Origin of the sequence: Bartonella sp. CL266QHHD (genome assembly GCF_042195355.1) — a bacterium.
Classification (GTDB): domain Bacteria; phylum Pseudomonadota; class Alphaproteobacteria; order Rhizobiales; family Rhizobiaceae; genus Bartonella.
Genome location: NZ_JBHIOD010000062.1, coordinates 48818 through 63533, shown reverse-complemented (window position 1 = coordinate 63533; position 14716 = coordinate 48818). Strand labels below are relative to the sequence as shown.

At 35.5% G+C, this 14716-nt stretch carries 11 protein-coding genes and 1 pseudogene; 5 read left to right on the top strand and 7 right to left on the bottom strand.

Going from position 1 to position 14716, the window contains the following annotated elements:
• Window positions 1-25: 25 nt before the first annotated feature.
• The gene (locus ACFIK7_RS08970; protein ID WP_375657871.1) at window positions 26-808 is read right to left on the bottom strand and encodes an ATP12 family chaperone protein; all 783 of its coding nucleotides are present in this window, start codon (window positions 806-808) and stop codon (window positions 26-28) included.
• 741 nt (window positions 809-1549) lie between these two features.
• Between ACFIK7_RS08970 and ACFIK7_RS08965 the strand changes: the two genes are divergently transcribed.
• From ACFIK7_RS08965 to ACFIK7_RS08945, 5 genes are all read left to right on the top strand, one after another.
• On the top strand, window positions 1550-1927 hold the full coding sequence (locus ACFIK7_RS08965) for a hypothetical protein (protein WP_375663245.1): 378 nt from the start codon (window positions 1550-1552) through the stop codon (window positions 1925-1927).
• A 71-nt stretch (window positions 1928-1998) separates the two neighbouring features.
• On the top strand, window positions 1999-2514 hold the full coding sequence (locus ACFIK7_RS08960) for a hypothetical protein (RefSeq protein WP_375663244.1): 516 nt from the start codon (window positions 1999-2001) through the stop codon (window positions 2512-2514).
• A gap of 73 nt (window positions 2515-2587) precedes the next feature.
• Window positions 2588-3205, top strand: a complete 618-nt coding sequence (locus ACFIK7_RS08955; protein WP_375663243.1) for a DUF6421 family protein — start codon at window positions 2588-2590, stop codon at window positions 3203-3205.
• Window positions 3202-3936, top strand: coding sequence for a DMT family transporter (locus ACFIK7_RS08950; RefSeq protein WP_375663242.1), 735 nt, complete (start codon window positions 3202-3204; stop codon window positions 3934-3936). The genes ACFIK7_RS08955 and ACFIK7_RS08950 overlap by 4 nt, the downstream gene beginning before the upstream one ends.
• A 209-nt stretch (window positions 3937-4145) precedes the next feature.
• The gene (locus ACFIK7_RS08945) at window positions 4146-5411 is read left to right on the top strand and encodes an acetyl-CoA carboxylase biotin carboxylase subunit family protein (protein WP_375631304.1); all 1266 of its coding nucleotides are present in this window, start codon (window positions 4146-4148) and stop codon (window positions 5409-5411) included.
• A 971-nt stretch (window positions 5412-6382) separates the two neighbouring features.
• Here ACFIK7_RS08945 and ACFIK7_RS08940 read toward each other — a convergent pair.
• The 6 genes and pseudogenes from ACFIK7_RS08940 to ACFIK7_RS08915 form a co-directional block, all read right to left on the bottom strand.
• Window positions 6383-9133, bottom strand: a complete 2751-nt coding sequence (locus ACFIK7_RS08940) for an autotransporter outer membrane beta-barrel domain-containing protein (RefSeq protein ID WP_375663241.1) — start codon at window positions 9131-9133, stop codon at window positions 6383-6385.
• Between the two features lie 906 nt (window positions 9134-10039).
• Window positions 10040-10489 (bottom strand): hypothetical protein, encoded by a 450-nt coding sequence (locus tag ACFIK7_RS08935; RefSeq protein ID WP_375663240.1) that lies wholly within the window; start codon window positions 10487-10489, stop codon window positions 10040-10042.
• Between the two features lie 162 nt (window positions 10490-10651).
• Window positions 10652-11053: a hypothetical protein gene (locus tag ACFIK7_RS08930; RefSeq protein ID WP_375663239.1), complete on the bottom strand. Its 402-nt coding sequence runs from the start codon at window positions 11051-11053 to the stop codon at window positions 10652-10654.
• Window positions 11054-11416: 363 nt separating this feature from the next.
• The gene (locus tag ACFIK7_RS08925; RefSeq protein ID WP_375663238.1) at window positions 11417-11830 is read right to left on the bottom strand and encodes a hypothetical protein; all 414 of its coding nucleotides are present in this window, start codon (window positions 11828-11830) and stop codon (window positions 11417-11419) included.
• Between the two features lie 215 nt (window positions 11831-12045).
• Window positions 12046-12340: pseudogene (locus ACFIK7_RS08920) on the bottom strand (hypothetical protein); the annotation flags it as partial.
• A gap of 737 nt (window positions 12341-13077) precedes the next feature.
• The gene (locus ACFIK7_RS08915; protein ID WP_375663237.1) at window positions 13078-14454 is read right to left on the bottom strand and encodes an amino acid permease; all 1377 of its coding nucleotides are present in this window, start codon (window positions 14452-14454) and stop codon (window positions 13078-13080) included.
• Between the last annotated feature and the right edge of the window lie 262 nt (window positions 14455-14716).

The following is a 14716-nucleotide window of genomic DNA, read 5'->3' as shown; positions in this document are numbered from 1 at the left end:
ATGCACGTAAATAAAAGATTTACCCCTATAAACAAGTTGTAACAATTGTAGCAGCAGCCTTAAATTCAACTTTTTTATGAGCACGACGTACCATTGTTTCTTTATCTATTCCCCATTGTTCCATCATCCAATCTTCATCTAAATGGGCAATAGACCAAGCATGATCAGCATCAATGTTTCCCGCAGCAACAGCAAGAGCAATGAGAGCAGATCCCGTTAAGGTTGTCATCATATGAAGTGCAGCAAGCATATAAGGAGACTCAACGCTACGTAAATAATGACTCACAGCTTGAAGTGCTTCTGGTGATTGTTCCACATGCATCAGCCCTTCTGTCAAATAAAACCTTGCACCCAGTTTTTTTTCTGCCCAATCTAATAAAGGATCCCATTGCTCAGATTGTTTTTGCACCAACTCTTTAGGTGTCTGTGCACGATAAAAGATCATATCACATGCAACGAAACGCAATAAATCTTCAAAAACCACCTGCATATCATCAGCGATACCATCAATAACAGTATTAACCAAACGCGTCATCGGCATTTTTGCAGGATCAACAACGTGCTTTTGGTTCTCAAATTCCTGAGCAACATATTCAGCAAACACTTCTGTTGGCACATGAAAATGACGCCTTGCGGGCGTTTTTACGGGACGTTCATCCAACAAAATCGTAAAGCCGACCTCCTCACAAGCGATCTTCACTTGCTTATAAAACCGTTTTGGGTGTGATTGGCATGAAAGATTTTGAATCTTTTGAACAGAACTCTTCTTATTCAATGGTATATCAAAACGATCCAAAATCTCACGCATATTGTTTACCTCTGATCTTTTCACAAAAAAAACGACTGTTTTTTTAGGTTCTGTAGCTTCAATAAGGTTTAATCTGACCTTCTTAACGATTCCAAAGAAGAAAAAATCTAGCCAATCCCACTCTAATTTAAGAGTTATATTTCATGTTTCTTTTACAAACAAGACAATGATGATTGCCTTTTATATATTCAATACAATCATAATAGTAAAACAATTTTTAAAAGTATGATCTTAATTAAGAAATTAAATATATTGAGTTTTATGGCAAAGATGTTCACGCCTTACCAATTTGCTTATTATTCATCTACAATAGTATTATCAATATGAATAGATTCAAAAACGCTGCTCATCCAAAAAATGATAGAGCAGTACGGTTTACGTGTCATTCACCTTCGCTTAACCATTCCAATAATTCTCTAACATATCCAATAAATACCCTGCATAGAATTTTTTCTGCTCAATCACTCCCCTAAACGACGATGTTTTACGGCATGATAGAATAATGACAAGACAAAATTTATCGTAAATTTTCTTTCACATATACATGATTTTATAAAGCACTAAATTACTTAACGCATTGTTCTTTATATACTCTACATATTACACTAATTTAAATTTAGTCGCATAATTAAAAGAATAGAGATCATGTAATCTGAAAATTATGCTTTTACACTTATCCCTGCAGATACTAACTGTGCAACAGCAGCACAGTGGTGGCTTAACAATCACAATAAAAATATTTTGTCCACTGACTCGAGATCCCGTATTATCTTATACGCAACTCTTGAAGAAGCATTTAATGAACTTGCTCAAAAAAAAAAAGATAGGTATCTCCTAAGCCATGCTACTTACCCTGATTTGCATACACTCATATTTACCCGTTTAGATGATATGCAATTATTTGACAGCTTTATCATGCCTACTCACTCTATGGTTTTAGCTAAACGCAATAACGCTGATGAAATTAAAACCGTAGCGACTCATCCTGCCCCACAATCTCTAGTAGCTCATCAATATGACAAAGTATTTGCCAACAGCAATGCTGATGCAGCCGTTCTTTGTAAGGCTGAAAAAGCAAGATTCTTGTATCACAACATCGGTTGCGGCAAATCGCTATAGGCTGAATATTGTCGACAATTTTGGACAAGTGCCAATGGCCTTTTTGCCCCACTCACTAAAGTCAACTAATCATGAAAAAATCTGAAGCGCTTCTTTCCATTGTTAACTTGGTTGACAAATTCCGTATGCGCCAAGAACGAGATGGGAGCATTAAAGAACCAACTTCAGCAGATAATAATATGATCAATGAATTGATCACTCTGCTGAACCACCATGCCAATATTCTTGACGGATTATCTCCAAAACTTTTAGCGACCATTTCTGATGATCTTCATCAGTGGATAATCAGCGGTTTAACGACCCCTCCTAAATTTGATAACACTTTGGCTGCTTTCAAAGCCCCATTACCAGATGCTCCCTTGTTTTTCTTGGCTCCAATGCGTGCAACAAATAGACCTGATCCAGAAGGATTCCGGCTGGAATTAGTTACAGGATATCGTCATGAAACGGCCTATCTTGCTGACGCCTCAAAATATACAAATAATTATGTATCACCTTTTCAATGTATAAAAATGGGAATAGCATCAAGAGGTTTTTTAGAAGGCAATTGCATTGTTCTATTCCCAGAATCTGTAGCGGCTGCTTAAAAAAAAACAAAGCAAGCATTGGCTTTGTTTTTTTTTCAGTAAATTCTTTGATATTTACAACAAGCAGACAATTGTGGAAGCTGAACGTTTACTCGGTCGAGATAGTAAATTCCTGTTCGGTCAATTGCATAGTCGTAACTTATCTAAAGAAGACATTTACGATGCTCGCTGTTTGTGGGGCTATTATCATGACTATGCACATCATACCGGACCGCGGCCATTGGATAAAAATCTGTATATAAAATTAAATTGGTTTACAGGTCTTCTAGAAGAAACTAAAGTTGTTTTAATTACAGTGCGTATTATGCTACAAAATCATCCAAAATTTTGGAAAGAAATAACTGAATTTATCCTATTAGAACGCATATTTCGTTATCCAAAAGATTCTGATCAGCATATGAAATTCGATGCTGGTACAGGGATCTTGCTTTTTGAAATATTGATGCGGAACAAAGCATTGATTGAAACAAATCAAGGTTATCTTCAATTTGATTTGGAGCGTCTTGAAAAAGTAATAATATTGATGATAGCAGATATAGAAGCACTTGAAGCATTAGATGATGGCGCTTATTTGGCAGGAGCTAAAGATTATATCCAAAATAATCTTGGAAAACCACAGACCTCAAAGTCACGATTTAATTTTTCAACATCATCTTATGCACAGCGAGTGATTAGAGGATTAAATCATTGAGTTTTATAAAAGGACGATTATTATTATTTACTTTTGCCATTCTAGCATTGTTTTCCATAAGTTGGTTATTATCTAAGAATTTGGTTAGCAATATACCCGTCATGCATGCGGTTGGACTTAGGTTGTTTGCCACCGCTGCCACCTTATGGCTGATTGCAATATTTCGTGAGAAAGCTGTTTTCAGATCCCTACCATTGCTTTCCATGATACCTTCTTTTTTAATTCTCTCAGTGTTAGGATTTTCGCTGTATTTTGTATGCAGTTTTGGTGCATTAAAATCACTCAAAGCCAGTGATTTAACCATGGTGCTCGCTACTATTCCAGGAATTACTTATATATTAGGTGCATTGACAAATGTCCTTAAATTCTCATGGCTGAAGCTTAGTGGAGTGATAATTGTCAGTGTAGCAGCTGTAGTATTCAATATAAATAGTGGAGAAGGTGGATATTATAACCTGATAGGAGTAGTGCTTGCCTTAACAGCAGCACTTTCTTACTCTGCTTATGGCTTATTGTCTAAACGTTATCTTAAAAATCTACCTTTGCTCACCTCACTGGCTTGGATCACGACAATTTCTGCAGCATCATTTATGCCATTATTTATTTTTGATCCTGCCCCACTCTTCTATCTTAAGTTAGAAGATATATTTAAAATATTGATTTTAGGAACTGTTTGCTCGGCACCAGTTTACGTATTATATCAAAAAGTTTTAGCCGAAGGAGGCGTATAATACGCCAACACTATCGGCGTATTATCCCCTTTTGCAGTGATTGCATGTGAATGGATAATCGGCTCGAGCCCTTCTCTCAATATGATCAAAATAATTGCTATGATTGTAGTTGTTATAGGGATGACACTCTTATTTATAGATGCATCAAAGGTATCTACATGGCAACATAAACGCCATTCTCAAAACTCCAAATTTAATGAGGAAACAAAATGAAAAAACTCGCGTTAATTTGCCAGCGCAATGCAAAATTACCATTTATATTTGAAGCAGCACAAGCAGCTAATATCGAATTAGTAATGATCTATGATACCGCTGAAAGCGTTCCCTCTCAACACCCTGCAGCAGTAACTTCAACTTGGCAACTTCCTGTTTTTGATAACCCAGAGGCAGCTCTAGACACTTTTGCAACGGGAGCAAAAGAACGCAATATTTCTGGGGTTATGACCCTTCGCGAAGAAGCCATCCTATGGACAGCTTTGGCTGCAAAAAAAATCAATACTCCAAGTATTGAACCAGAAGTAGCAGCATTAACCAGAAATAAATATCTCATGCGTCAAGCTTTCGCTAAAGCAGGCTTAAGAACACCAGGATTCTTTTATATAGATCATCCAGAAGACCTATCACAAACACAAGCCTTGGATTATCCACTCGTTATTAAACCCGTCTCTGGATGGGCAAGTACAGGCGTAATGTTAGCTAAAAATTCCGCCGAACTTCCTGATCTCATTAAAGCCGTATGGAATGTTCAGCATAAAGACATGGCACGTTTTAATGATAAAAGTAAACCTGTAGGTTTAGTCGTAGAACAGTATTTGCCAGGAAAAGAGTTTGTCGTAGAATGCTTTGTTGATACAGCAGGTGTACACGTTCTGGCCGTTGGAGACAAGGGACAGCCTGAGGGACCATGGTTTGAAGAAACAATTTATCGTCAACGCTGTGATATAGATGATCCTTTAATTATTGCTTTATGTGAGGCTGCATGCTCTGGAGTTAAAGCTCTTGGTATAAATATAGGTGCTGCCCATGTAGAGCTACGCCTAGATGCTCATAATTTACCTTATATCATTGAGATTGGCGCTCGTATAGGTGGATCGGGTGTCTCCCATTTTATTGTTGAGCAAGGTACAGGGATTTCATTTGCAAAACTATGTATGAATGCCGCTTTAGCTGAACAAACCCCAGACCTTCCCGATATACTCCCAGCTGAAAAAGTGGCGGCAAATTATATTATTCCTCTTCGTGGTCATGGACGGTTTTCTGGATTTTTAGGTCTAGATAAGGTTGCACAGCATCCTCAAACCGCCAGAACTATCATTTTCTTTGAAACCAATCATCTTTCACCACCTCCACCAGCATTTGGTGGATATCCTGGTTTTATTTTCTCTGTTCATAACTCAAACGAAGAAGCACGCAATTACCATAAATGGCTCGATGACACCTTAAGCATCATATGGAAACACCATGTTTATCAATAGTCCGATAAAGATATTTTTACTGCCCCTGAACTTTAATATAAATCTTATCGATACAAACGAACTCACAATGCAAATGCGATTGCCTAAAACTTTGCCAACATCTTCCATTAAAGGTGCATATTTCAAAAAACAGGAATTGAGGAAGATATAATCTACTTTTACACCCCATTTTAATAAAAGCTCTTCAATGTTTCTATATTTGAAACAATAATAAAAACTTCTAAACGACTTTTTTGATACGATCAACCTCTTCTCCCCACATCTTAAAAGAAGAACAAAAGATCTTACCTCCCCCACTTTGATTTAAAACTTATATTTCATATCTATTTAACAAAGAAGACATGATCTTGTTCATATATTCAATACAGCCATTAGAACAATTTTTTTAAAGGATTTATCTTTATTAAGAACTGAAAATATTGAATTTGATGTTAAAAGTGTTCAAGCTTTACCACTTTTCTCATTATCCACCTACAATAATGCGATCGATACGAACAGCTTCAAAAACGCTTTTTGCAAAATTTTAAAGCATAAAAATACGCATCATCCACGAAACGATCGAGCTGTATATTGTACATATCTCCTCCTTTGCTTAACAGCAAAAGCTTTTAATCAACAGTCAATATCTCCCTGCCTTTCATGATTGATATCAGCGACCTCAAACGCCAGTCTTTACAGCATGATCGGATAATAAGGCTACTATTTTAAAAAGCTGATGACAAACACATCCCCAATATTTATAGTCAAAATAACACAAATAGATTCACAGTCTCATTATCATTTTTTTTGAAGCATTTAAGCTCCCCTATCAACCAGATAAAAAAATAAATCAACGTGATCCTTCCATACTTATTAAAACACATGATAGCATTATTAAAAGAAGCAATTAAAATTCTGCACCATCAATGGTTTAAATCCCGGCAATAAAATAAAACTTTAAAAATTACATTTATTATTTTTAAAAAGATTTATTAAAAATGATAGCGCAAACCACCAGAAAAATGAACTCCAGAAAAACCAGCCTTGGTTAACCTATGCTGATAGCTAAGATCACTGTGAAGTGTAACTTTAGAAGAAAACTGCGCATTGATACCCAAACCTGTTTCTAAAGAAGACCCGAAAGAACCCAACTGGAAAACATCTTTAAAATGAACAAATTGTTCTTTATCAAAACAATGAGCAAGATGAATAGTGCCATAAAAAGAAATGATACGATCCTTTTCGGAGGCTGTAAATGTTTTACTTAAACGCCCACCAACACGCATAAACCATTGATCTATTTTTTTCATCTCAACATCAAATCCGTCAATATCACGAAACTTATCAAATTGAAGATGTTGATAAATAAGCTGAAATTGCGGATCAAAAATAAGACCTTCACGTCCTATCATAGACACTTTACCAGCAGAAAAAGAAACGTTGAGAGGTTTTGCTTTTAATGTCGCCGTCTTACCCCAAACACGGCTATGCACATCCCCTTTAAACAAGCCATAAGATAAAAGACCGTCTACGTAAAAATCAGTGTAATGTTTCACACTAGCATATGCCGTAAATGACCATTTATTAAATGTACTCTTTTGACTTTGTTCCACATTATGAGGTTGTAAGGAAAGTTTTCCATAGGTTCCCATAATCCCAAAAGATGTCGTATTATGTGCACTCTCTACCGTTTTAAGCAAAAGATCTGTTTCTATAGCGTTATAATCAACATGTCCATCGTACCCATATTTAAGTGTAGAAAGATCTGAGACATAACGATAACGTCCACCATAACTCTGAACAGATAAAGCAAAATTCCCTTCAACTTTTAATAATTTACGAGGAATAGACCGCCTAACGTGCAACTGCTTTTGTTGATGACTAATATCCATGAGCCCAACATGAAACAAAGCATTTGGTACCAGAAGGTAAGTGGGAACCTGTGGAACAACCTCCCTGATCTTTAACTCAGAAGGGGGAATAGCAGACACCTCTAAAGCAGGCTGAATATATTTACTTTCAAGGCGGAAATCCCAAAAATCTCCATCTCCTTCAACCAATCTTTGAGAAGTTTGTGCATTTCCAAGAGCAGAAGCTGGACCATAAGCATGAAGATAATATTGGTAAGGCAAACCCTCTAATGCGATATAAGCACGATTTAACTGAAAAGAATCCTCTGCCGCTTTTCCAGAAACCTGAATAAGTGAAATACTATGAGCATTTTCACCGGTTGCTATCTCACCCTGATTTCCTGAAACAAATTGCACATAAACTGTCGTTTTTCCAGAAACATCACCATGTATCAAAAGCCGATCAGTTTTTTTATTATCGAGCAAACCATCACTACTGAGATGTGTATTGAGATAAATATCTGCCCTATCTTGCGCACTATAAACTTCTTTTTCTCCCTTCCCAATATAAAGTGTCTGATACTCCTGAAACATTGGAATCTCAAAAGCAATAAAACTATCAGAAACTTTCACAAATGAAATAGACGAACTTGTACGGTTTGCAACTTGCAAATCTATCCCTTTTCTTTTTGTCAAAAACCATTTTGATCCCCCTGTTAAATAAAGTTCAGCAATAGAATCATCGGCAACACGAGTCCCTCCTATCAATGAAGAGGAATCAGCCAAAATCGCTACAGTCCCCCCCTTTTCAGCTGTTAATAATAAATCACCAAAAATTTTTGTACCTTCTGTTACTCCAATATAACTACGACTTTTATTACTATGAATAGCTGTTCCGTCTGGAACCTCAAAAATTGTCCTTTTCAAAAAGACAAGTCCCTGTTCATACGCATCATTTTCCCCATCCCTCTCAAAATACATACCCTGTTTGTTACCGATTGCTTTAATTGTTGAATCTTCAATATTAACCCGTGAAATTAAAATATTTCCTTCCCTGCCATTATTGGATGGTGTGTTAGAATCTTGTCCAACTGTTAAAACATGAACATCCGTAGAAATAATATTCGTATTTTTTACATAAACAGAACCATGATGTTTTACATTGAAAACTGTATGTGTAATTTTTTCATTTGTATTTTCTTTGTCTTCTGTTTTTTGATATTTTGAAGCAATGGTAACACCATCTAAAGTCGCACTACCCCCTCTCCCCACATAAAGCGCAGCAGCATCATTCACATCAATAAATCCACTTTTCATCTGAATACTCGCATCAGCCCTAACGAAAAGAGCACTCTCTTGACCGATACCCAAACCTTCCACTTTAATTTCTGTATCCGTTAACGTAACAGATGCTCCTAGATTCTCTGCATAAGCAGCAATCTGAGAAGCCTCAATTGTTCCACGATTAACCTCAATCATTCCACTATCAGCTTTAAGACCTATTGATACATTTTTAAAAGCTGAATCGCTCAAAACAATTTTGCCCCCTTGTGATACCAAAACACCATAAATATCTTCTATACCTGCAGTAGCTTCAACCTCTACACGCATTGCCTGAATAACTGTATTTGGCTCCTGCACTACTATAGCAGCAGGTAACATGAGAGACCGCCCCTCCCCATTCTTTTCTTTAACAGGTGCCGTGAATTTATATACTTTATCACTAATTGTATGCTTTGAACCATCACTGCATTCATAAGGTAATTTGTTTTTGTCACATGACAGTGATGTATATGAATGAGAATGTGCCTCATTTATATTTAACAAAAAAGAAAAAATAGCTGCTGTAAAAACGCACGAATACAAGTGATTGTTAGATACCTTGACTATCATTGTTTTTCAAAACTTTCTTTTTTCAACAAAAACAAAAAATGCTGGCAAAAAAAATAAACCACAAATTAAACACAACAAGAATGAAACAAACAAAATTATTTTATTTTTTATGATAAATTACAGCATTAAATAATATGTTTTGTGTCTTATGTAAAGAAAGAACAAAAAATTTAAAAATACCATTTAGGATGACAATCCCTTTAAAGAAGGCATCTCAAAAACCGCTGAAAACTGCAATTACAAAGTGCCGAAACACCAATCTTTAAAAAAACGTGAAAAAATGCGAACTTTGAAGAGATACAATATTCAATTTATCTCACCACCGAAAAATTAAAATACAACAAAATGAGAATAACTTTTAAGATTAAACGATTAAAACGTTTTAATAAAACACAGCACAAATAAGATACAGTACACGCAATCTATAACCGCATTATTCCTTCAACCACAACAAAAAAACAAGAAATTGCACACTAATGTATAAGCTAATCTACATAATTTCTATATTAGAAATGCTAGACATCTAACAAAAAAATTTGAATTAATAAATGTAATATTTTAGATCTTTTGATAAAATCTAAAATACAGTAAAACACTCACCATTTTGAAATTTAAAAACACCAAAATGAAATTTCATCAAAATCAGCTCTATGAAAGCTATCTGTTTATTATCGTTAAAGCAAATATTTTAGCAAAGCTATTATTTTCCATTCTTTATATTGAATAAATTTCTCTAAACAACAACTCACTATCCCCCGCTAGCATCATCTGACAACAATACTATTGCCAATCTCGTAGCTGATGAATATAACTACATTGGAGACAAAAGACCGATATTTCTCTCTTCTCCCGTTTAATATTTTTATTCAATTATTGCTTTAAAAATCAACGTTCTACTGTTGGCGATCACTTGTGCAAAGCTTTTTTTATTTTCTGGCGCTTTTTATCATTTTCAAAACGTAACATCAAATCTCGCTCTTGTTTTGTCGAATTGGTTACACCAAAAGTATCATTGTCCATAACCTGCTGATACCCTGCTACCATTAAATTGACTAAAAATGAATCACTTCGCGGCGCTGATGAAAAATAGATTCCCTTTGAATCTTGTAATTTGTACCGATAACCTGCTTTAGTCATGCACTCATAAACTGCTGCAAAATCACTTGCACGCAAATCCATATTTTCAGAAGAAGCGTAGATTGGTTTCCAACCACATTTTGACAGTGCTTGTTGGACCATAGACTTATTGACACCGAGCTTTTCCCATAATTCTAATGTCGATGGGGGAGGTTTGCTAATACACCCAGCAGTGCTTAATAAAATTATAGCACTCAATAATTTCAATGTTTTTTTCATTCCCCCTCCTTCAATATTTACGATAGAAAGACTGATAAGTCTTCTAATATTTGCTCACACGCAAGATGACTCTTGTTAGCATATAGATATTGAAGAAACAATCCCACCCACCCCATGCAAAAACAAGAATGTAAGGATTTTTGATTACAGCAGCCTCAATACTTAAGGTTGACATTCAGGTTGTTCTTTATGCTCTTTACAATGAGGACTATTCAAACGCCTCTCTACACTTCGCTGAGGAATAACTGCATCAGGCTGACAAATTGGAAGATTTTCATATTTCTCACACCACTTCATTCTTCCCAATTTATCTTGAAAACCTGCTTGGATCATACATGCATTCACAGACTCCTCTGCATTGAATTTTTCATCCATACTTATTTCTGTATCAAGACGACCATCAAGATGCTGTATTCCACATTCTAACAGGGCTTTTTTTATCTCAAGCTGATCTGCACCGGATTTTTCCCATGCATCTACAGCTGTTCGAGAAGGCTGCTCTTCGTAACATCCTGCCATAACAAATAAGGTTATCCCGCTTAATAATTTTAAAATCTGCTTCATTTTCCTATCCTTGAGTAATTTTGATATTACGAAACAATCTATAAATTATTATACATGCTGTTTTTTATTTCCAAAACAATGATGAACATTATCAGCCTATATTATTTTTATCTTTCCGAAGATTATGCCATAATTATTATAGCAAAAATACGGTAAAATTATTACTAAAACCATATTCTATCAACGATATGCTTATAATTATTATCAATATTTTGATTACAACCAAAATAGATATTTTATATCATTGCGCCAACAGTTGTTGTCCTCATAAATAATTAGCATTGACATGCTGAATTAAGCCATCCCCGTACGGGCATGAGAAGCATGAAGGTAGGGATTGTTGATCATCACAAACAGCAAAACTTAAGGTTTGCATTCAGGTGCATTTTTATACTGTTTACAATAAGGGCTGTTCAAGCGCTTCTTGACACTGGGCCTAGGGATCACAGCGCCTGGACGACAAATGGGCAAGTTTTCGGCTCTAAAAGTATAACACCACCCTCCCGCTCTTGCTACTTCTTCATCTTTATAGCGGAATCCTGATTGAATCATGCAAGCATAAGTTGTTGCTTTTGCATTGATGCTCTGCTTTCTATTTTCTGGAAATACATCATAAGGCGTTGGCATACCACATTCTAATAATGCTTTTCCTATTTCAGTAAAATCTGCTCCTGGCTTCTCCCAAGCAGTCAAGTATCCTGAAGGAGGCTTATTAAACTGACATCCAGCGATACTGAATAGAGTTATCGCACTTAATAATTTTAGAGTTTGTTTCATTTTTTACTCCATGATTTAATTCAAGGCTTTTGTTCTAGATGAGATGTGCCATAAAAACTTTTGGCATTTATAACCCACATCTCCAAGACAGGTATGGGAGCTTATGGGATTTGTAGCCACTCTCAACCATTCTATCAAAACGTTACTACCAGCAGGGAGTGTCCCGTAGGTATAGCCATTACCGCCAATCCATCGGCTTACAAAGTCATATCTATGCCCATCAAAAAACCTGTTTCATGCGTCTGTGAATGGCTGCTATGATGGTCTGTCATGCCAACAATCGTCATACTTTCTCCCATTACATTGATATCTTGACCGGAAATCAGATGAGAAGCAGAAATCTTGGCTTCTCCTTGTGCGTCTAACACGATGTTGCCCCGTCGCCCCAAGAATAGAGGAGACCGTTGTGGTATGCGATTAAGAACTATCGGACGATTTCTCATGCAAAAAGCCACTTGATGACGATTGTTTTTGCTGATCGTAGTGTTCTTGAGCACCTTTTATGGTAGTATTGAATGATTTTGCACCGCAATACAGTTGCGGAGTGCATTTTGTCCGCCTCCACTTGTGATAAAAATTACTCTCGTATCAATATTATAAAAAATAAGTTTGATCCTTGCTATTGTGAGCGCAATAACAATAAGAGTCGTAACACTGTCACGCGTTCATTGTTCTCTTTAATTTACTCTTCTATGAGATTTTATTGTGATACCTTGCTGCTCTTTATTAAAGTTTTTGCAAATACAATCATACAATGCCTCTAATGACTTTGTTATCCACTATTTTCTACCAACGCCAATCCTCTTTGAGAAAAAATACATAAAGAACTTTATCTTCGATTCTAAAAGCAATAGTAGTTTTCTAAACAATAAAATTTAAACAACCAATTTTTTAAAGAGCTTAAAGAACAATTCTTACAATAACTTCTCTTGTGGAACAGAACTTCATTAATACGTTTAGAAAAAGATATCTGCCTATAATCTTGTATCTGGTAAAATCTATTTGCACTATTAGGCATTTTTACCTGAAAGACTTATATTGATTGCAGGACTCACCATCAAAAAATGCCTAATATTTATATGATTTGGTCGTTACCGTAAGCAATGGCTCACAAAACTTCCAAAGCAAAATAATAACGAGCAGATTTTTTCAATCTAGATTGTTCTAACCTTTAGAGAATAACAATCAAACACCTGTTTTCCTGATGACATCAGCTATTTGTTTTGAGCTTTATCTCTATTCACATTTTATTGCTGTTTCTTTTGCTTAAAATTATAAAGTTTAAGTGCATAGAAACAAATAATAAGCCAAGCAATCCAACTAAAACCTATAATTAAAACCGGTCGTGTCTCATCAAAATACCATAACAGAATAAAAATAAAAACCATAAATAAAATAGAAAAAATCGATCCTATTGGCCAAAATGGAATGGGAAATTTTAAACCATTCTGTGCTTCTTTAGGCATTTTAATTCGCATAAAAAATTGTGAAAGTAGAATCATCATCCAAACAAAAACTGTCGCAAATGTTGCCATTGCGGCAATAAGAAAAAAAAGCTTTTCATGGTAAAAATAATTAAGGACAGCACCAAGAAGAAAGATACCGAAGATCATCAAAATAACAAAAACTGGTATACCATTTTTTGATAAATATTGAAACTTTTTTAAAGCATAACCTTCCTGCGATAAACCATGGATCATACGACAAGCACCATACATTCCACTATTCATTGCTGAAATAGCCGCTGTAACAACAACAATATTTAAAATATTTGCTGCATACGAAATCCCAAGATTTTCAAAAATAGATACAAAAGGGCTATCCATAAGACCAATCTCATTCCAAGGATAAAGAGACATTAAAATAGCTAACGTCATGACGTAAAAAAGCAAAATACGAACTGGAGTAGAATTAATTGCCTTTGAAATCGTTTGATGAGGGTTTTGAACTTCCATGACTGCCATGCCAATAATTTCTATGCCACCAAAAGCAAAAACAACAACACTAAAGCAAGCTAAAAAACCAAACCAACCATTGGGAAAAAGTCCACCATTTTTCCATAAATTATGAACAGTAACGGTAGAAAAATTTGCACCTTCACCCCACCCCCAAAAAATAATTGCTATTCCTAAAATAATCATCGCAATGATAGCGATAACTTTAATAGAAGATAGCCAAAACTCTAGTTCACCATAGACTTCTACAGCAGCTAAATTAATACCTGTGATGATTAATGTAATACTCAGTGCCCATACCCAAGGAGCAACATCAGGATACCAAAACCCCATATAAGTCGCAAAAGCTGTAATATCAGCCAAACCAACAAGAATCATCTCAAATACGTATGTCCATCCCGTTAAAAAACCTGCTAATGGTGATATGTAACTTGCCGCATAACGAGCAAAAGAACCAGGTAATGGATTATGAAGTATCATCTCTCCTAGAGCCCGCATAACCATAAAAATAGCTAAACCAGCAATACAATAGGCAATCAAAACACTGGGACCCGCAAGCTTAATTGCCTGTGCAGACCCATAAAAAAGACCTGTTCCAATAGCAGAGCCAAGAGCTAAAAAAATAACTTGGCGCTTACTCATCCCTCTTTTCAGTTTATTTATTGCCATTTCTTTCCTTACTTTTTGAAATGCTGACAATCCACACAACGATAACAGCTTTATGATAAATAAAGCCTCATGTTTCTTTCACAAATATATTTCAAAAAACATCGAAGACCAGCCCGTCAAACACTTTGTTCTAAACAATAAAAAATACTTTTATTGCGAATTACTCAGCTTTTATAGCCTGCAATTTCGTATTATTTTATTTAAATAAAGTGATAATGAATTTTTTTATAATTGTCATTTAATTCATTTCGTATTCTCTAGT